Origin of the sequence: Aestuariivivens sediminis (genome assembly GCF_022662105.1) — a bacterium.
Taxonomy (GTDB): domain Bacteria; phylum Bacteroidota; class Bacteroidia; order Flavobacteriales; family Flavobacteriaceae; genus Aestuariivivens; species Aestuariivivens sediminis.
Genome location: NZ_JAKMCP010000003.1, coordinates 331,207 through 350,801, shown reverse-complemented (window position 1 = coordinate 350,801; position 19,595 = coordinate 331,207). Strand labels below are relative to the sequence as shown.

The 19,595-nt window shown below is 33.6% G+C and carries 23 protein-coding genes; 19 read left to right on the top strand and 4 right to left on the bottom strand.

The genetic code is table 11. The features are described 5' to 3' along the window. Positions 1-156: 156 nt before the first annotated feature. Positions 157-879, top strand: coding sequence for a hypothetical protein (locus MR054_RS09510; protein WP_242157671.1), 723 nt, complete (start codon positions 157-159; stop codon positions 877-879). Here the strand turns inward: MR054_RS09510 and MR054_RS09505 are convergent. From MR054_RS09505 to MR054_RS09495, 3 genes are all read right to left on the bottom strand, one after another. Beyond that, positions 862-1,245: a DoxX family membrane protein gene (locus MR054_RS09505; protein ID WP_242157670.1), complete on the bottom strand. Its 384-nt coding sequence runs from the start codon at positions 1,243-1,245 to the stop codon at positions 862-864. The two genes, MR054_RS09510 and MR054_RS09505, sit on opposite strands and share 18 nt — an antisense overlap. A gap of 66 nt (positions 1,246-1,311) precedes the next feature. Beyond that, entirely contained in the window at positions 1,312-2,226 is a 915-nt protein-coding gene (locus tag MR054_RS09500; protein ID WP_242157669.1) for a bifunctional metallophosphatase/5'-nucleotidase, read from the bottom strand. Positions 2,227-2,229: 3 nt separating this feature from the next. Further along, complete coding sequence (locus MR054_RS09495; RefSeq protein WP_242157668.1) at positions 2,230-2,967, bottom strand: 5'-nucleotidase C-terminal domain-containing protein; 738 nt, start codon at positions 2,965-2,967, stop codon at positions 2,230-2,232. Between the two features lie 81 nt (positions 2,968-3,048). Here MR054_RS09495 and MR054_RS09490 point away from each other — a divergent pair, with 81 nt between their 5' ends. From MR054_RS09490 to MR054_RS09430, 13 genes are all read left to right on the top strand, one after another. Further along, the gene (locus tag MR054_RS09490) at positions 3,049-3,576 is read left to right on the top strand and encodes a DUF6913 domain-containing protein (RefSeq protein WP_242157667.1); all 528 of its coding nucleotides are present in this window, start codon (positions 3,049-3,051) and stop codon (positions 3,574-3,576) included. Next, positions 3,569-4,450: a 4-hydroxy-tetrahydrodipicolinate synthase gene (gene dapA, locus MR054_RS09485; protein ID WP_242157666.1), complete on the top strand. Its 882-nt coding sequence runs from the start codon at positions 3,569-3,571 to the stop codon at positions 4,448-4,450. Before MR054_RS09490 ends, dapA begins: the two co-directional genes overlap by 8 nt. A gap of 113 nt (positions 4,451-4,563) precedes the next feature. Beyond that, positions 4,564-5,358, top strand: a complete 795-nt coding sequence (locus MR054_RS09480) for an outer membrane protein assembly factor BamD (protein ID WP_242085095.1) — start codon at positions 4,564-4,566, stop codon at positions 5,356-5,358. 91 nt (positions 5,359-5,449) lie between these two features. Continuing rightward, positions 5,450-5,779: a DNA-directed RNA polymerase subunit omega gene (locus tag MR054_RS09475; protein ID WP_242085094.1), complete on the top strand. Its 330-nt coding sequence runs from the start codon at positions 5,450-5,452 to the stop codon at positions 5,777-5,779. A gap of 7 nt (positions 5,780-5,786) precedes the next feature. Next, positions 5,787-6,998 carry a bifunctional phosphopantothenoylcysteine decarboxylase/phosphopantothenate--cysteine ligase CoaBC gene (gene coaBC / locus MR054_RS09470; protein WP_242157665.1) on the top strand — a complete coding sequence of 404 codons (1,212 nt, stop codon included), beginning with the start codon at positions 5,787-5,789 and terminating at the stop codon, positions 6,996-6,998. Beyond that, positions 6,991-7,878, top strand: coding sequence for a type IX secretion system protein PorD (porD, locus tag MR054_RS09465; protein ID WP_242157664.1), 888 nt, complete (start codon positions 6,991-6,993; stop codon positions 7,876-7,878). Before coaBC ends, porD begins: the two co-directional genes overlap by 8 nt. A gap of 65 nt (positions 7,879-7,943) precedes the next feature. Next, positions 7,944-9,596: a DNA repair protein RecN gene (gene recN, locus MR054_RS09460; protein WP_242157663.1), complete on the top strand. Its 1,653-nt coding sequence runs from the start codon at positions 7,944-7,946 to the stop codon at positions 9,594-9,596. An 84-nt stretch (positions 9,597-9,680) separates the two neighbouring features. Continuing rightward, the gene (locus MR054_RS09455) at positions 9,681-10,496 is read left to right on the top strand and encodes an enoyl-ACP reductase FabI (protein WP_242157662.1); all 816 of its coding nucleotides are present in this window, start codon (positions 9,681-9,683) and stop codon (positions 10,494-10,496) included. Positions 10,497-10,624: 128 nt separating this feature from the next. Continuing rightward, positions 10,625-11,632 (top strand): glycosyltransferase family 2 protein, encoded by a 1,008-nt coding sequence (locus MR054_RS09450; RefSeq protein ID WP_242157660.1) that lies wholly within the window; start codon positions 10,625-10,627, stop codon positions 11,630-11,632. A 74-nt stretch (positions 11,633-11,706) separates the two neighbouring features. Further along, entirely contained in the window at positions 11,707-12,591 is an 885-nt protein-coding gene (locus tag MR054_RS09445; RefSeq protein WP_242157659.1) for a CdaR family protein, read from the top strand. Then, the gene (gene coaE / locus MR054_RS09440) at positions 12,591-13,181 is read left to right on the top strand and encodes a dephospho-CoA kinase (RefSeq protein WP_242157658.1); all 591 of its coding nucleotides are present in this window, start codon (positions 12,591-12,593) and stop codon (positions 13,179-13,181) included. The genes MR054_RS09445 and coaE overlap by 1 nt, the downstream gene beginning before the upstream one ends. A 77-nt stretch (positions 13,182-13,258) precedes the next feature. Then, a complete protein-coding gene (locus MR054_RS09435) occupies positions 13,259-14,833 on the top strand; it encodes a sensor histidine kinase (protein ID WP_242085081.1) in 1,575 nt (524 codons plus the stop codon). Between the two features lie 2 nt (positions 14,834-14,835). Further along, positions 14,836-15,540, top strand: a complete 705-nt coding sequence (locus tag MR054_RS09430; protein WP_242085080.1) for a response regulator transcription factor — start codon at positions 14,836-14,838, stop codon at positions 15,538-15,540. A gap of 209 nt (positions 15,541-15,749) precedes the next feature. On the opposite strand, the gene MR054_RS09425 is transcribed toward MR054_RS09430, so the two are convergent. Next, positions 15,750-16,565, bottom strand: coding sequence for a 2,3,4,5-tetrahydropyridine-2,6-dicarboxylate N-succinyltransferase (locus MR054_RS09425; protein WP_242157657.1), 816 nt, complete (start codon positions 16,563-16,565; stop codon positions 15,750-15,752). A 331-nt stretch (positions 16,566-16,896) separates the two neighbouring features. On the opposite strand from MR054_RS09425, the gene MR054_RS09420 reads away from it, so the two are divergent. The 5 genes from MR054_RS09420 (at position 16,897) to MR054_RS09400 (ending at position 19,502) form a co-directional block, all read left to right on the top strand. Further along, complete coding sequence (locus tag MR054_RS09420; protein ID WP_242157656.1) at positions 16,897-17,154, top strand: hypothetical protein; 258 nt, start codon at positions 16,897-16,899, stop codon at positions 17,152-17,154. 106 nt (positions 17,155-17,260) lie between these two features. After that, entirely contained in the window at positions 17,261-17,677 is a 417-nt protein-coding gene (gene ruvX / locus MR054_RS09415) for a Holliday junction resolvase RuvX (RefSeq protein WP_242085077.1), read from the top strand. A gap of 61 nt (positions 17,678-17,738) precedes the next feature. Further along, on the top strand, positions 17,739-18,308 hold the full coding sequence (locus MR054_RS09410; RefSeq protein WP_242157655.1) for a T9SS type A sorting domain-containing protein: 570 nt from the start codon (positions 17,739-17,741) through the stop codon (positions 18,306-18,308). Between the two features lie 117 nt (positions 18,309-18,425). Then, positions 18,426-19,016 carry a peptide deformylase gene (def, locus tag MR054_RS09405; RefSeq protein WP_242157654.1) on the top strand — a complete coding sequence of 197 codons (591 nt, stop codon included), beginning with the start codon at positions 18,426-18,428 and terminating at the stop codon, positions 19,014-19,016. Between the two features lie 54 nt (positions 19,017-19,070). Then, positions 19,071-19,502 carry a DUF5606 family protein gene (locus tag MR054_RS09400; protein WP_242157653.1) on the top strand — a complete coding sequence of 144 codons (432 nt, stop codon included), beginning with the start codon at positions 19,071-19,073 and terminating at the stop codon, positions 19,500-19,502. The last annotated feature ends 93 nt before the right edge of the window (positions 19,503-19,595 follow it).

Sequence of the window (19,595 nt, the reverse complement as noted above, 5' to 3'; positions counted from 1 at the left end):
ATGTTAGGCTATATACTACATGATTTAACCCACCTAAAGTAATGTTAATTCTTACAAAAAATAACAAAAAATAAAAAAAAATCGATAAAAAGCAGTTTTTATACGTTTAATAGCATTTTTTTTATTATGTTTGTCACATAACTTCAAACCTACGTTATGTACAAGTCGAGAGTCTTGATGAGCTTTGTGCCTCTTATCTATATCGCTTTTATAGTCTGCCTTCTTTTTGATAAGGCTGCTTTGGCCTATAAAGTAAGCTCACTTTTAAGCCCTGCCATAACGATTTTATATTTTCTGTTCGTAAAGAAAAAAACGATACCTGTTTCTCTGTTTTTGATATTTTTTTCCACATCGGATATCATGGTTTTATTTGCAAAATATATTCCTTATGAGATTAATTATTTCCTGGGTAATGGGCTTTATGTGGCTGCATATATTGCATTATTATTTGAAATTTGCCGAAGGATGTGTATTACCCATATCCTCAGAAATCTTAAAATTCATTTAGTAGTGTTAACGGCATTGAATGTTTATATTGTTTATGTGCTGCAGCATGTTGTAACAGAGCATATCTTGTCGACTATGACTGGAGAATATATTATGGAATTAACCTATAATATCGTTATGTTAGTTTTACTGTCCTCCTCACTGCTTAATTATTTTCATAAGGATGACAAAAAGTCTCTATTATTATTTATAGGCTCATTGTGTATTGTATTTGCAGAAGTCATTGGTGTGGCATATATGTATATTGCAAACGAAGGTCTGCTAAACTTTATATCAACAACGTTATATTTATTAGCCTTTTATATTTTATTCTGGCAGTCTAAGGTTAAACAGGAGAATAATGCTAAAACTTTGTTAGTCGAAGAATTTTAAAAACGGAATATCTCTTCTTTGGAGATAAAGTATTATAACGGAAAGGATAAATGTAATCAAGGCTGTAAAGAACAATAATCCCTTATCCCCATTTATTTCAATACCCAGGACAGTTATATGAGATACAACAGCACCAAATAAAACGGTAATGCTGAGTAATGCGCCTGCCCAAGCCGTTTTTGGAATTATCAGGCAAATCCCAGCAACCAATTCCAATATTCCCGTACCAATTCTGCCATACGGTTCCATGCCAAGGGATTTAAAAATATATATGCTATCCGGATGAGCTGTAAATTTAAACCGCAAAGTTTGAATTAAAATAACCGCTACGATAATTCTAATGAAAAAGGAAATTTGTTTTTTCATAATCTTGAAATATGATTTGGTTCTTAGACGAACGTATAGAGGTTTCATTTCAAGAATGAAAAAAAACTAAACTATTATTGAGGTGCCTTTTGCGGATATAGTTTTATCGTCATCAAAATAAAAATCAATTCTACCAAGATTAATACCGTAACACCCCACTTGATTTACGAGCATATTATTGCCGTCTTTGTTTTTAACTATCGACGGTTTGGGTAAAAAAGTATGGGTATGACCACCGATGATTAAATCGATGCCACTTGTTGCCGCAGCTAGATTTAAATCGCTTACTTTATTGGGGTTATTTCTATAATGATATCCCAAATGTGATAAACAAATAATCAGATCACAATGTTTTTCTGTTTTTAAGATTCTCACCATATCTTGACTGATTTCAATCGGATCTAAATATTGGGTCTCTTTGTATAAAGCCGATTCAACTAATCCCTTGAGTTCTATACCAAGACCAAATACACCTACTTTAATATCATCTTTAATAAATATTTTAAAGGGGTCGGTATGCGTGTCCATTATCGTTTTTGAAAAGTCGTAATTGGCAGATATGAAATCAAATTTAGCATGAGGCAATTGTGCAAAGAGGCCCTCTATACCATTATCGAAATCATGATTACCAATGGTTGCTGCATCATATTTAAGTTTGCTCATTAATTTAAACTCCAATTCACCACCATAGTAGTTAAAATAAGGAGTGCCTTGGAATATATCACCGGCATCCAATAAAATCGTATTGGGGTTTTCTGTTTTAATGGAATCAATCAAGCTAGCTCTTCTCGAAACCCCTCCTTTATTGGCATTTCTTCCATCCTCTGGGCCAAAGGGATCAATGTGACTATGCACATCGTTGGTATGAAGTATTGTGATATGCTTGGTATTAAAAGTGGTAAACGACGGCAAGCCAATACTGCCCAAGGTTATTAATGCTGTTCCAGCTGATGTCTTTTGAATAAAATCTCGGCGATTCATGATTCATTTTTTTATTTGCGTAAACCTATCATCACTAACGGGGTTGATGGTATCGACCTGTTTTAGATAATCAATTAAAGCATTACGGACTTTATAATTTAAATCGAAATAACCATCGTTAGGTCTAAAAAATCTCATATTATCGCCATTATTATATAAATAATCATTAGTGGCGACATAATAGATCCTTTCTGTGTTTATTTTTTCTCCATTTATTGAGGCTTCAATGGGATTGAATTCACTGTCAATGGTTAGCTTAAGTTTAGATATAGGATTGGCTTTTCTGGATCTACACAAAAAACTGATCATACTGTCAATCTGTCGTCCCTTAAGAGCAATAACAACAATTTTGTTTTCAAAGGGCATTAATTCATAAACATTACGCATTCTAATATCGCCTTTTGAAATAATAGAACGGATACCACCGTGGTTCAATAAAACCATGTCGAGGTTATTCCCTGTTCTACGATTAAAAACCGGAGCGGCTTGATCGTATATGGCATCTGCCATAAAATTACCTATAGCGGTGTTAAAGTCTCCATCGGACTTAGAATAAGTACCCATGGCATAGGCAATTATACTGTCCAAATCTTTTTCAATATGTACTCTAAAAGGTGCAATAAAATCCTCAATTTCAATTTTATCTTGTATAGAATCGTTTATTTCAATTTGTTTGCCTTTGATTGTTGTAATGTGGAAATTCTTCTTTTTGCAGCTAAAAAAAACTAAAAAATTTAACAAAAAAATCAAATGTGTAAACCTCATATAAATGCAAAAATTTTGGTTGTACTTTTGCTACCTTTGCGGAAAGCATAAATATAAATGATTTTAAAAGGTTTTAAGGAGAAATCTATTAAAAAGTATTTAAACAAAATGTTGTCGGAGCGTAAAGTTTATGTCGATGACAGCAAGGTGGAAAGTTTGGGCATTATTTTAAATATTGATGAGGTGGACGATTTTGAATTATTCAGAAGTCTTGCTACCTATTTACATGTTCGTCCAAACAAACTTAAGGTTATAGCTTATTCGCCTTCAAAAAGTGAAAAACCTAATTTTTGGGAAATTTGTTTTAATTCAAAGGACATTGGTTGGAATGGAGCTATCAAGAATATAGAATTACAAACGTTTTTAGATACAACCTTTGATGTCTTAATTAGTTATTATACCAGTGATGAAATAGAATTAAAATTGCTTACAGCGTTATCTAAGGCAACATTTAAGATTGGTATTTTGCAAAAGGATCCAAGACTGAACGATTTGATAATTAACACCAATTTAGAAGAATTTAAGGTGTTTAAAAGGGAAATTTTTAAATACTTAACCATATTAAACAAAGTAAGTGATGAATAGTAAGTTTTTAGGGACTGGTGTGGCCTTGGTAACACCATTTAAAATGGATTTGAGTGTAGATCATGAAGCTCTTGCCAACATTGTTAATTTCAATATAGAAAACGGTACGGACTATTTGGTGATTTCAGGGACTACTGGTGAAAGTGTTACGATAACCAAACAAGAAAAAAAAGATATAGTCGCAACTATTTCTGAAGCCAACAATGGTAGAGTGCCAATGGTTTTAGGTATCGGTGGCAATAATACTGCTGCCATTATTGAAGAAATAACCACTACCAATTTAAGCCATATGGATGCCATTTTATCAGTAGCACCATATTATAGTAAACCAACACAAGAAGGCCTTTATCAGCATTTTAAAGCCATTTCTGAAGCGTCTCCCATAGATGTCATTTTGTATAATGTACCCGGACGTACGTCGAAAAACATGGAGCCTTCAACTACCATACGATTGGCAAATGATTTTAAAAATATTGTAGCGGTAAAAGAAGCGGGAAATAATGTCGCGCAATATTTAAGGCTGATAAAAGATAAGCCGGACGACTTTTTAGTTATTTCCGGTGATGATGATTTAGCTTTAGGGGTTGTCTTAGCTGGAGGAGCAGGAGTTATATCGGTTATCGGTCAAGCTTTTCCAAAAACATTTTCTGCTATGATCCGCTTGGGACTAGAGGGTAAAGCTCAGGAAGCCTATGACCTGCATTTCAAGCTCATGGACGTTATCGGTTATATTTTTGAAGAAAATAATCCTGCAGGGATTAAAGCTGTTTTTGAAGCTCTGAACTTATGCAAGGATACGGTAAGATTGCCATTAGTTCCAGCATCTTCGCAATTAAAAGCAAAGGTTGCGCGTTTTGTTAGCGATTTTAGGTAATGTTAAATATTACTTAAACCGTATGGATACTGTATTTCAACAATTATTTTAGCCATTAAAATATATTTTTAAAATCCATATTATTACCTTAATTTTGCATCTTGTTTTAAACTATGAGGATATCTATATTCATATCATTTGTAATCTTAACATTAAGTTCTTGTAGCGAATATCAAAAAGTATTAAAAGCTGAAGATATTGCTCCTAAATTTAAATTGGGAGAAGAACTTTATGATGCTGGTAAATTTGATAAGGCCAATCGTCTATTTGCTCAAATAGTGCCTAATTACAGAGGAAAGCCGCAAGCAGAAAAATTGATGTACCTATACGCCGATTCATTCTACAAGATGAAAGACTATTACGTTTCAGGTTATCAGTTTGAACGTTTTGCTTCTAGTTATCCAAATAGCGAAAAGCTTGAAGAGGCCTCTTTTTTAAGTGCCAAGAGTTATTATATGTTATCACCCGTATACACCAAGGATCAAACTGAGACTAAAGAAGCCATAGAGAAACTCCAAAACTTTATTAATTTATTTCCTGAATCCCAATATTTAGTCGAAGCAAATAAGTTGGTTAAGGAACTTGAATTTAAATTAGAGCAAAAGGCTTTCAGTATTGCGAAACAATATAATCACATTTCAGATTATCCGGCATCCATAAAGTCCTTCGAAAATTTTATTTTTGAGTTTCCAGGATCTTCGCTACGTGAAGATGCCATGTTTTATAAGTTAGATTCGGCATACAAACTAGCGATTAATAGTGTTGAATATAAAAAAGAAGAGCGTTTAAAGGATGCCAAATCAAATCTAGATGCTTTCAAAAAGTATTTTGTCAATTCAAAATATATGGAGGAAGTCAATAATATGATGGAAGAAATTGATAATGAATTACAACAGTTTTCATCATAATGGTAATTAATGAATAATTTAGGTTAAGACTATAGATTACATTTTAGTAAACGTTGATAGACCTATTGGTAAAATAAAATAAAATATGAAAATGGATTTAAAAAAGACAAAAGCTCCTGTTAATACAATGACTTACGACAGAAATCAAATCGATGAGCAAACAGGAAATATCTATGAAGCTATTTCTATCATATCAAGGAGAGCAGAGCAAATTAATACGGAGATTAAAAAAGAACTTATTGATAAGTTGGAAGAATTTGCAACTTATAATGACAGCCTTGAGGAAATTTTTGAAAACAAAGAACAAATTGAAGTTTCCAAGTTTTATGAAAAGCTCCCAAAACCGCATGCTTTGGCTATTCAGGAATGGTTAAAGGAAAAAGTTTATTTTAGAAATACTGAGGACGATTCTCAGGAATAATTTTAGCATGTCTATATTAAGCGGCAAAAATATACTGTTAGGAGTAACCGCCGGTATTGCTGCTTATAAAACGGCTTTTTTAGTTCGACTGTTTGTGAAATCGGGTGCACGTGTAAAAGTGGTAATGACACCGGCCTCTAAAGATTTTATAACACCCCTTACTTTATCAACTCTTTCAAAAAACCCCGTTTATTCTTCGTTTATTAATGACGAAGATGATAATCCTCTCTGGAACAACCATGTAGATTTGGGACTTTGGGCAGATATTTTCATCATTGCTCCGGCAACAGCCAATACCTTATCCAAAATGGCTCATGGTGTTTGCGACAATTTGTTATTGGCAACGTACTTATCGGCCAAATGTCCTGTCTATTTTGCACCGGCCATGGACTTGGATATGTATAAGCATGAAAGTATAAAACACACTTTTAAGATTTTAAAAAACTTCGGCAATGTTATGATTCCTGCTACTAGTGGAGAACTAGCGAGTGGGTTGTTAGGTGAGGGGAGAATGGCAGAGCCTGAAGATATTGTGTCTTTTATTGAGCAAGATATTTTAAGTAAATTACCCTTAAAAGGAAAAAAAATCCTTGTCACTGCTGGTCCCACCTATGAAGCAATAGATCCTGTAAGATTTATTGGAAATCATTCCAGTGGAAAAATGGGTTTTGAAATTGCAAAAGCGGCAGCAAATTTAGGTGCCGAAGTTATTTTAATAACAGGACCGTCCCACGAAAAAGTGTCCCATAGTCTTATAGAGGTTATTCGAGTTGTAAGTGCTGAAAGCATGTATAATGCAGTACATGATCATTATAAAAATAGTGACATAGCCATTTTATCGGCGGCTGTAGCCGATTTTAAACCCAAAAATATTGCGAAACAAAAAATTAAGAAAAAGGAGGCTTCATTATCCATTGAATTGGAAAAAACCAAAGATATTTTGGAATCTTTGGGAAAATTAAAAACGCATCAATTTTTGGTTGGTTTTGCATTGGAAACTAATGATGAATTGAAAAATGCAAAAGACAAACTAAAAAAGAAGAATTTAAATTTAATTGTTTTAAATTCGTTAAATGATTATGGCGCTGGTTTTAAAAACAATACAAATAAAGTTACTATTATTGATAATAAAGACCGTGTAACGGAGTTTGAATTAAAGGATAAAGCGGAAGTGGCTCAAGATTTATTTAACGAAATCATAAAACAGATCCATGCGTAGCATTTTTTACATTTTCTTTTTTTGTCTTGGATTTATAGGGTATTCACAAGAATTAAACTGTAGTTTAGTTGTTAATGCCCAGCAAACAGGTAATGAAAATCAGTCTATCTTTAAAACTTTGGAAAAGCAATTGACTGAGTTCATTAATAATTCCAAATGGACAAGCAGATCCGTTGCTCCTCAAGAACGAATTGATTGCAGTATGGTTATAACCATTACTGATTATAGTGGTGAAAACTTTCAGGGGACCATTCAAGTGCAATCATCACGACCGGTTTTTGGATCTACCTTTACTACACCTGTTTATAATTTTAATGATAGAGATTTTTCATTTCGCTATTTGGAATTTCAAAATTTAATATTTAATCCTACCCAATATGAATCTAATTTGGTTTCTGTACTTGCTTTTCATGTCTACATGGTTTTGGGATTAGATGCCGATACTTTTGCAAAACAGGGTGGAGATGCCTATTTTAAACAAGCACAGACCATTGTGAATTATTCCCAACAAGAAAATTATAAAGGGTGGAAGTTAGAAGATGGCTTACAAAGTCGATTTGCCCTAATAGATAACCTCTTGTCACCGACTTTTTCTGCATACAGAGAGGTTATGTATAGTTATCATCGTTTGGGATTGGATATCATGAGTGAAAATGCTAAAAGAGGTAAAGAAGAAATAGCATCTTCCTTAAAACTGTTTGAAGCCATGAACAGTCGTCGGCCAAATTCCTTTCTTTTAAGGACATTTTTTGATGCCAAGTCCGATGAAATTGAACAAATTTTTTCCGATGGACCCAATGTGAATATAGCCAGCGTTAAAGAGACCTTACAAAGTGTGGCACCTATGCATTCCGGTAAATGGGCAAATATTAAGTTTTAATACAATCTCCTTTTTTAGAATTCATTTAGTATATTTATTTTCAAACCAAATAAAGTTTTAGCACCTTGTTAGAATCCCTTGCTATAAAAAATTATGCTTTAATCGATAATTTACAGGTCGATTTTAATAATGGACTATCAATTATTACTGGTGAAACGGGTGCTGGTAAATCTATTTTACTTGGAGGATTGTCCCTGATTTTGGGTAAACGAGCTGATTTAAGTAGCTTGAAGGACAACACCAAGAAGTGTATTATAGAAGCCGTATTTAATATCTCTAATTACAATCTTAAATCGTTTTTTGAAAGAGAAGATCTTGATTACGAATCTCAAACCATAATTAGAAGGGAAATACTGCCCTCGGGTAAATCGCGAGCTTTTGTAAACGATTCGCCCCTTAATTTAAACAGTTTGCAGCTTTTAGGGGAGCAATTAATTGATATTCATTCCCAACATCAATCCTTACAAATAGTTAATGATGGCTATCAGTTTAAGGTCATAGACGCCTTAGCCGGTAATGCTAAAGCATTAATGGATTACAGTAGAGAATTAAAGGATTTTAAAGCTATCAAAAACGATTTGACCATACTGCAAAAACTAAAGTCAGAAGCACTAAAAGAACATGATTATAATTCCTATTTGTTGAAGGAACTGATTGAAGCGAATTTGGTTTTGGGAGAATTAGAAGAACTGGAAGAAGAATACGAAACTTTAAACAATGTTGAGGATATTAAAGAAAAGCTATCAGAGTCCTATCAATTGCTTGGTGACGAGCAAATGGGCATTATTACAACGTTAACTCAATTAAAGACTAATTTCAGTAAACTTATAAGCTTATCAAATAAATATAGCCTTTTATATGAACGCATCAACAGTAGTCTAATTGATTTGGATGATGTTCGTGGGGAAATTGATGATTTGTTTGAGCAATTGGAACCCAATCCAGTACGCTTGGAACAAATTAACAGCAAATTGCAAATCCTCCATAACTTAATGTTGAAGCATGCCGTTAAAGATATATCAGAACTCCTTGTTGTGAAAGAAGGCCTCTCTGAAAAAGTGACGAATACTGCAAATTTAGACGAAAGAATTTTGCGTCATCAGGATGAACTTTTGTCAAAAGAAAAGTTGTTAGATCACATTTCGAAAACCATCCATAATAATAGGGTCGAAGCTATTCCAAAATTAAAAGATCAATTGGAATCTATTTTGAAAAATTTAGGTATGCCGAATGCTCAGTTCGATATAAAACTAAAGCTAACCCCTAATTTACTTTTCAATGGAAAAGATGAATTATCATTTTTGTTTTCAGCTAATAAAGGAGGCAATTTTTTAGAGTTAAAAAAGGCGGCTTCAGGAGGTGAATTATCGAGAATTATGTTAGCCATAAAATTGATGCTATCCAATTACATTCAATTACCAACCATAATGTTCGACGAAATTGATACCGGGATTTCCGGTGAGATATCAAATAAAATTGGTGAAATTATGTTACAAATGAGTGAGACCATGCAAGTCTTTGCCATTACGCATTTGCCTCAAATAGCAGCCAAAGGGCATTCGCATTTTAAAGTTTACAAAAAAGATGTTAATGGGATCACCCAGACCAACATGGTGAAATTAGACCATGACGAAAGAATTGTGGAGATTGCCCAAATGTTAGGTGGTATAGACATGTCATCTTCAGCAATTGCACATGCCAAAGAACTGCTCAATTAAAAAAGTTTCACATTTAAAGTTTAAAGTTTATTACTTTTGCCATGTATAATTAAATATTGGATAAACACATAAACTAACACTAATATGTATAATTTATTAAAAGGGAAAAAGGGAATTATTTTTGGGGCTTTAGATTCGAACTCCATTGCTTGGAAAACTGCAGAGCGGGTTTATGAAGAAGGCGGACAATTTGTTTTAACCAATGCGCCAGTAGCAATGCGTATGGGACAAATAAATGAATTAGCAGAAAAAACAGGCTCTCAAATTATTCCTGCTGATGCCACATCAGTAGAAGATTTACAAAACCTGATAGAACGATCCATGGAAATTTTAGGAGGAAAGTTAGATTTTGTGCTTCATTCTATTGGGATGTCCATAAATGTTAGAAAAGGACGGCACTATACAGATCAAAATTATGATTGGACACAAAAAGGAACTGATGTATCCGCTTTGTCATTTCATAAATTGATGCAAACGTTATACAAAACGGATGCCATGAATGAGTGGGGAAGTATAGTTGCTTTAACCTATATGGCTGCGCAACGCGTTTTCCCTGATTATAACGACATGGCCGACAATAAAGCTTATTTAGAAAGTATAGCGCGTAGTTTTGGATATTTCTTCGGTAGGGACAAGAACGTTCGTGTAAACACAATATCCCAGTCGCCCACACCTACAACTGCAGGTAGTGGAGTAAAAGGATTCGATGGCTTTATTGCATACGCTGAAAAAATGTCACCCTTGGGTAATGCCACAGCTTTAGATTGTGCTAATTACACCGTTACTTTGTTTAGCGATTTAACCAAACGGGTAACCTTACAAAATTTATATAATGATGGCGGTTTTAGTAATATGGGCGTCAGTGATGCGGTAATGTCTACATTTACTGGCGAGGAATAACTTTTAATTAAAATAAAGAATAACCCAGTTTAAACTAACAGAAACATTATATTCACAAGGTTTAACAAATAGCGATTTAGCCACTTTTTAAAGGTGGCTTTTTTGTGTGGAATGGTTACATTTGTGTTATGCAATTAAACTATTCATTTATTATCCCTGTTTACAATCGACCTGAAGAAATTCAGGAATTGTTGGACAGCTTGGCTGCTTTGAGAACAGCTAATAAATTTGAAGTGGTTATAGTTGAAGATGGTTCCTCAAAGCCCTCTAAGGCTATTGTGGATGATTATAAAGACAGATTGAATATTTCATATTACTTTAAAGAAAACTCTGGACCAGGTGATTCAAGGAATTATGGAATGAAAAGAGCCCAAGGAAATTATTTCATAATTTTAGACTCCGACTGCATTTTACCGGAGAACTATTTAATTGAAGTCCATAACGAATTGATCAATGAATATGTAGACTGTTTTGGCGGACCTGATGAAGCACATGAGAGTTTTACTGACCTACAGAAAGCTATTAATTTTTCAATGACCTCATTTATTACCACAGGTGGCATTCGGGGGCATTCCAACAGCGTCAACAAGTTTCAACCTAGGAGTTTCAATATGGGACTTTCAAAAGCCGCATTCGAAGCTTCAAATGGATTTGGGTCCATTCATCCGGGTGAAGATCCGGACTTGTCAATACGATTGTGGAAGTTGGGATACCAAACTAAATTCATTCCCAGGGCTGTTGTATATCACAAACGCAGAGTGTCTTGGGGCAAATTTTATAAACAAGTCCAAAAATTTGGATTGGTACGACCTATATTAAACCAATGGCATCCAAGTACAAAAAGCATAACCTATTGGTTTCCAACTTTCTTTGTGTCTGGATTTGTTCTGGGCTTACTTTTTTTGTTTATAGGATATAAATGGTTTATTTTACTTTATATGGTATATTTCATCGTCGCATTTATAATAGCCTTAGCAACAACTAAGAGCTTGGTAGTGTCTTTTTGGTCTATGGTAGCAATAAGTGTTCAATTTGTGGGTTATGGATACGGGTTCTTAAAATCAACCATTGCCCTACACTTTTTTAACAAAGACCCCAAAGCTTATTTCCCGGATTTATTTTTCAATAAGGTATGATAAGAAAGGTGAAAAAAAAATTACTTGCCTCCATTAAGAACAAAAGAATAAATGTCTTTTTTTTGTTCTTGGTAATGGCATTCATCATTTTGATTATTTCTAAACTTTCTAAATCATACACAAATACTATAGCTTTTAAAATTGAAAAAATCAATGTGCCAGATGAAAAGGTGATTTTAAATAATTCGGATTCGATTTTAAACATCACTTTAAATACACACGGTTTTAAATGGTTAGATTATTATTTTAAAAGCCCAAAGATTACAATAGACTTTTCAGAAGATGTTACTTTGGGTCATTCAAAATTTATTTGGACAAAGGCCAATACGCGATTATTTAGCAATACGGAGTTTACTAAACAGGTTAAAATCATTAATATTTACCCGGATAGTTTGTTTTTTAATTTTGATGTTAATTCGGTCAAAAAAATACCTGTTAAATTACGTGAAAACATTTCATTCAGTCCTGGTTTCGATAGTTTTGATGGATTTACAATTACCCCTGATTCCATTAAAATTATTGGTCCAAAACATGTAATTGACACCATTGGTCACATAGAAACAGAAGCAGTTATATTAAAAGGGGTCAAGACTGATATCCATGAAACAATAAAGTTGGATTTACCTATTAAAAATGATAATATACGCTTTTCAAGTAAATCTGTAGATTTAAGTGCAAGTGTAGAGCGGTTTACAGAGGGGGTCATGAAAATTCCGATAACTATTGTTAACGTTCCTAAGGAGCTTAAGATTAAGTATTTTCCCAAGGAAGTTACGATAACGTTTTATACAAGTTTAGATCATTTTAAAATGGTTAAACCTATGGATTTTAAAATTATTTGTGATTATAATATGCTCAACACTGAAAGTTCTTTTTTTATTGCTGAGCTCGTTAAAACCTCCAAGTACGTAAAAAGTGTAAAAATAAACAACCAACATATTGAATTTATAATTTTATAATGATCATAGTCGGACTTACAGGAGGCATAGGCAGTGGTAAAACCACTGTAGCAAACGTGTTTAAAGCCTTGGGAGTGCCAATTTATATTGCAGATGAAGAAGCCAAAAGGCTTATGAATACGTCTAAAGTTATTAAGCGTAAACTTATTGCCTTATTTGGAGAAGAAGCTTATCTAGATGGTAAACTAAACAAATCATTTCTGGCTAAAGTTATATATAATGACCGGAGCCATTTGGAGCAAATGAACGCGATTGTACATCCAAAAGTAGCCAGGCATTTTAAAAAATGGGTGTTAAAGCAACAGAATAGTCCATATGTTATAAAAGAAGTCGCCATATTGTTTGAAAATGACGGGCATAAAGCATGTGATTATGTCATTACCGTTACGGCTCCAAAAGAGTTGAAAATAAAGCGATTGTTGAATCGAGAAGAAAATTCAATTAAGCGCATTGAAGCTATCATGAGAAATCAATGGGATGATAATGAAAGAGTGCCTCTTTCAGATTTTGTAATTGAGAATATAGACTTAGAGAATACCAAGGAGCAAGTATTAAAAATACACAAAGAAATAACCCAAAAAATTTTGTAAAGCTCCAATTTTAACATTTTTGTTAACATTAGGTTAAATGGTAAGTCTACTAAATGTTAAAATGTTAAATTTGACTGATGAGCAAGAGAATATTTAGCCTATTAATTCTTTTAATGAGTTTGTCGCTTATAGGAATTATATTCGTTCAGGCTTATTATATTAAAGGTTCTGTGAAAAATGAGGAAAGCAGGTTTACTTTTAAGGTAAAAACTGTTTTGGCCAATGTTTCCAATCAAATCCAAGATGATGAACTGGCCACTTATTTTGAAAAGTATCAAAGTTTGGTAAGTGAAAAAAAAGAAGCTGATTCAGTTTCAGTTTCCCAATTATTCATTTATCAACAAAACAATAATACGAAACAGGCACTTATATATAAAAGTGGTGTTTTGGAAGATAACTATAAGTTATCCTCATCGCTCTTTGACATTGGTTTAGATAGTATTAATATTAAAAATATTTTTGGAAGCTCTAAAGCGGAAATTTATAATAATATCGAATTTTCTGAGAGTGATGGTAATCAGGCTCCTATATTAAGCATTATTAATAGTGGAAGCCTGAATGAGGCACAAAAACTGAACTTTGAGAAAAATTTTAAAGCAATTTCAAAACGGACACCCATACATAAGAGGGTGTCTAAAGAAAAAATTGCAAACTTACTTTCAAAAAAGTTAAAGGAGAATGATATTGATATAGATTATGAATTTGCTATTTACAGTAATGACCTGGCAACAAAAGTACAAAGCGATAATTTCGAATATAACAAGGCATCCATGTTTAGTGTACCGATGTTTTATGATGAAAATAACATAAGTACCTACAAGCTTTTGGTCAACTTTCCGGATGATAAAAAGTTTATTTTATCCTCTGTAATTGGTATGATTTTATTGTCTGTAGTTTTTACTTCAATTATTATTATTGCGTATTCAAGTGCCTTGTTTCAATTGGTAAAACAACGGAAGATATCTCAGATAAAGACGGATTTTATTAACAATATGACCCATGAATTTAAAACACCCATTGCGACTATAAATTTGGCTTTAGATGCCATTAAAAATCCAAAGATTATTGATGATAAAGAAAGAGTGCTGCGTTACCTTAATATGATAAAAGATGAAAATAAACGCATGCATGCACAAGTGGAGAATGTTTTAAGAATATCTAAACTAGAGAAAAACGAACTCAACATTAGTAAGGATAGGGTAAAGTTGCACGACTTAGTTTTAGATGCCATTACGCATGTTGAGTTAATAGTAGAAAATAGGCAAGGATATATAAAAACCTTTTTAGAAGCAGATAAATCATCTATATTGGCTAATGAGACGCACTTTACTAATGTGATAGTTAATATGTTGGACAATGCTATAAAATATTCTCCCGAGGCTCCAGAGATTGAGGTGTCCACCGAAAATGTGGGAAATAATATTTTGTTAAAAATAAAGGATCACGGCAGTGGAATGAGTAAAGCGGCTGCCAAACGTGTGTTTGAAAAATTTTATAGAGAACATACGGGAAATATACACAATGTAAAGGGGCATGGTTTGGGCTTAGCATATGTTAAGCGTATTGTTGAAGATCATCAGGGCCATGTTTCGGTAGAAACTGAAAAGGATAAAGGAAGCACATTTACTATTAAGCTTCCAATAATTACATAACTATGGAAGAAGTAAACAAGAAAATTTTATTGGTTGAAGACGATCCGAACTTTGGAACAGTTCTTAAGGATTATTTAATGATGAATGATTATGACGTGGTTCATGCTAAAAATGGCATGGAAGGATTTGAGAAATTTAAAAAAGACGATTACGATTTATGTATTCTGGATGTCATGATGCCATATAAAGATGGTTTTACCTTGGCCAAAGAGATACGGGAGAAGAATACGGATGTTCCTATCGTTTTCCTTACTGCTAAAGCTATGAAGGAAGATGTGCTTAAAGGATATAAAGTTGGTGCAGATGATTATTTAAACAAACCCTTTGATAGTGAGGTATTATTGATGAAAATAAAGGCTATCATGCAACGTAAGGCAACCGAAACCATATCGGACAGTAAGCAATTTGAGTTCAAGATTGGCCGTTTCGATTTAAATTCCAAGTTACGCTTTTTACGCTTTGATGGTGGAGATCCGATTAAACTATCTCCTAAGGAAAATGAATTGTTACGCTTATTGGCTTTGCATGAAAACGACTTGATGCCTCGTGAATTGGCATTGACCAAAATTTGGCGAGATGATAATTATTTTACTTCACGTAGTATGGATGTCTATATAGCTAAATTGCGTAAATACCTAAAGCTTGATGAAAAAGTTGAAATTCTTAATATACATGGTGAAGGTTTTAGGTTAGTGGTCAATGATTAAATAATTTTTCCACTTTTGTTATGTACATTTTTACTTTTTTTCGCAGTGTATAAGTTGTAACTTAATTTTTAATCATAATTATTATAAAATTTGGACCAAAGGTCCTGAACTTAATTTTCTAAACAAAAAAGCAAGCGTAAGCTTGCTTTTTTTTATGAAAAGTGGTTAGGAATATCGGAGAACGGGATATATGGATAAGATACCACTCTCTATACGGCAACATCATGTTCACGAAGTGCGTCGTTTAATGAGGTCTTTTTATTGGTGCTTTCCTTTCGCTTACCGATAATGAGTGCACAAGGGACATTATAACTTCCTGAGGGAAATGTTTTAGCATAACTCCCGGGAATCACCACTGACCGCGCAGGTACTCGGCCTTTCATTTCAATGGGCCTATCCCCAGTAACATCAATAATTTTTGTGGAGCCTGTTAATACCACATTGGCCCCCAAAACGGCTTCAGTCTCAACCCGAACCCCTTCTACTACAATACAACGCGAACCAATAAAGGCATTATCTTCAATAATTACAGGCGCGGCTTGCAATGGCTCTAATACCCCACCAAGGCCAACACCTCCGGATAAATGAACGTTTTTACCAACTTGTGCACAACTACCAACTGTAGCCCAAGTATCTACCATAGTGCCTTCATCCACATATGCGCCAATATTTACATAACTGGGCATTAAAATGGTTCCACTTGAAATGTAAGCCCCATGTCTTGCCACGGCATGAGGTACAACGCGAATACCTTTTTTGGCATACCCTCTTTTTAAGGGTATTTTATCATGAAATTCTAAAGGACCCGCTTCGATAGTTTCCATCTTTTGTATAGGAAAGTATAGAACAACGGCTTTCTTTATCCATTCGTTTACCTGCCATCCATGAGCCATAGGTTCGGCAACCCTCAGCTCGCCTTGGTCCAGTAAATCGATAACGCTTCTAATCGCTGTGGTGGTCTTTATATCATTTAAAAGGGATCTGTCATCCCATGCTTGCTCTATTATTTCTTGTAAATCTGTCATCAATAAATAAATTTTGACAAATATAATAGCTACACATTAAAAAATAGAATTTTAGTATGACTATATAAGATTAATATTTCATAAAAAATTAAAAGTTTTAAGAGCAATTTTAGGTCATATAAACATCATTTTTTCCTTTGAATGTATTCTCTTTTCGGTTGAAATGCAAACTGCCTGTCTTTTGGTCGGTAAATATGTGGATTTAATCAGTTAATCGGTAGAAATCATCACATTTTCTAATAATCGAAAATACCAAATACTACAACTAATTTTTTACACTTAAGGTACTTGCTCGCCCTATATTTGAATCAGTAATCAAAACCCAAATCTGATGAAAACTTTATTTTTAACTTTAACTTTAGCACTTTCTTTTACCTTGTCAAATGCGCAGAGTAATATCGTGATAACTACCAATGAAGTTAATCAAGTTGTAACGCCTTCAACAGACAATACTATCGAAATTGATACTATAAAATTAAATGAAGCCATTTCTAAAACCAGCGATATTAGAAATTATCTTAATATGGAGCGTAAGGTTGAGAACATCAAATTGATTTTCCCTAAGATTCATAGACGCAAAATCGCATAAGCTTAAAATTCATATTCAAATATTAATAAGGTTAAACTATTGATTAAAGACCGTCCTTTTAGGAGGTCTTTTTATTTTTATAGTTATTTTTGAATTTTAAAAAGTTATGGGTCGTATTTTAGCAATAGATTATGGAATGAAAAGAACAGGCCTTGCCGTTACCGACGAGTTACAAATTATTGCTTCCGGTTTAACCACAGTATATACCAATGAACTGCTATCCTTTTTGAACGATTATGTAAATCATGAAAATGTGGAGCTGTTTTTGGTGGGAGAGCCTAAGCAGATGAATAATACGGCTTCTGAAAGTGAGGCCTTGATTGGCCCTTTTCTTAAACAACTCGTTCAAGAATTTCCTAATATACCTGTTGAACGGGTTGATGAACGCTTTACTTCTAAAATGGCATTTCAAACCATGATTGATAGTGGTCTCAAAAAGAGAAAGCGTAAAAACAAAGCCCTTATAGACGAAATTAGTGCTACCATTATACTGCAAAGCTATTTGTATTCAAAAAAAATGTAATTAAATTTAAAAGGTTCAGAATTTTGCTTAACTTTAATTGTTTAATTTTAACTACCAACCTATGAAGCATTTTTACCTACTATTACTTTTTTTTGGATTTAACTTAATTATGGCCCAACCTTGTCCGGATAGGGGCTTTGCCACTGGAAACTTAATTTATTTTGTCGATGATGACAATTCATTTAATTGCATGGATTGGCAAGATAATATAACAGTAGAAGGAATAGCTTATATGAAGATTCAGTGTTCAACAGATCTGTTAACTTATGAGACCAATGATACTCCAATAGCAGACAATATGGCCTTTACTGCTAATTTTGGAGGGGCTATAGGAAGCTGTCATTTTGAAGCTAATGGGACACTTCCCGTTGAGGAATTTATTTTAAATAGAACACTAAGTGTGTTTCCTAACCCGCTACGTTATGGGAATGAAATTACCTTGTCTTTTGGTTCTCCTATTTCAGCTGAGATTAGTTTTTATAATATGACCGGTAAAAAGGCCTTAGTAATTAATATTGAAAATAGTGTTAGTGAGGAAATTAACCTTTCAAGCCTTACCAATGGTGTTTACATGCTCAAAATTGTAAAAGGAGACGCTTTGGTAACCCGAAAAATTGTAATTACGAAATAGAGAACACTATTATAATAATTAAAAACTCCTTTTCTCTTAAGGAGTTTTTTTATAGTTCTATATCGCAAACAGCCATAAGTATTGTATTTTTGTGTCGATTAAAAGCAAGATTAAAATATGATTTTACCTATTGTAGCTTATGGCGATCCGGTATTGAAGAAAAAGGCATCCGATATTTCCCAAGATTATCCAAATTTAGACGTTCTATTGGAGAATATGTTCGAAACCATGTACAATGCGTACGGCGTAGGATTAGCGGCACCCCAAATAGGTTTACCTATCCGGTTGTTTTTGGTTGATACTTCTCCCTTTGCAGATGATGAAGTTCTTTCTGCGGAAGAGGCTCTTATTTTAAAAAATTTTAAGCGTGTCTTTATAAATGCAAAAATAACAGAAGAAGTAGGTGAAGAATGGGCTTTTAATGAAGGGTGTTTAAGTATTCCAGATGTTCGGGAAGATGTATTGAGACCACCTAAAATTACCATTGAATATCAAGATGAAAACTTTACCTCTTATACAGAAACATTTGAAGGATTGATAGCACGTGTTATCCAGCATGAATACGACCATATTGAAGGTATTTTGTTTACCGATAAGCTTTCGGGTTTTAAAAAAAGATTGCTAAAGAGTAAGCTTACGAATATTTCCAAAGGTAAAATTAGTGTGGATTATAAGATGCGTTTTCCCAATAAAAAAAAGAAGAGATAGCATTTTTTATCCATAGATAATCAAATATATTTGTCCCTTTCAAAAAAGTAATTTATGAGTTTAGAAAAAGTATTAGCAATTTCCGGAAAACCCGGGCTATATAGGTTAATCACACAAACACGAGCAGGCTTTGTGGCTGAATCTTTAATTGATAAAAAAAGACTTTCAGTTCGAATTCAGCAAAATGTTAGTTTACTAAGTGAAATAGCCGTTTATACATTAAAGGAGGAAGTCCCTTTAAAACAAGTTTTCGAAAACATCAGAAATAAGGAAAACGGAGCGAAGACCACCGTAAAACCTAAAGATAGCAAAGATAAGCTAGAAGAATACTTTTTTGAAGTTCTACCGGATTACGATGAGGATAGGGTGTATGCTAGCGATATTAAGAAAATTATTCAGTGGTACAATTTATTGCACGATCACAACATGCTTGACGGTTTGGATATTGAAATTCCAGCCGATACGATATCAGATGAAGAAGAATAAGTGATGACCAACTTCAAAAGGGAGGTTCCTTTATGAATTGGATGTAAGTAGAGCTTGGCATTGTCGACTAACACTGTTGTTAATGCTAACACG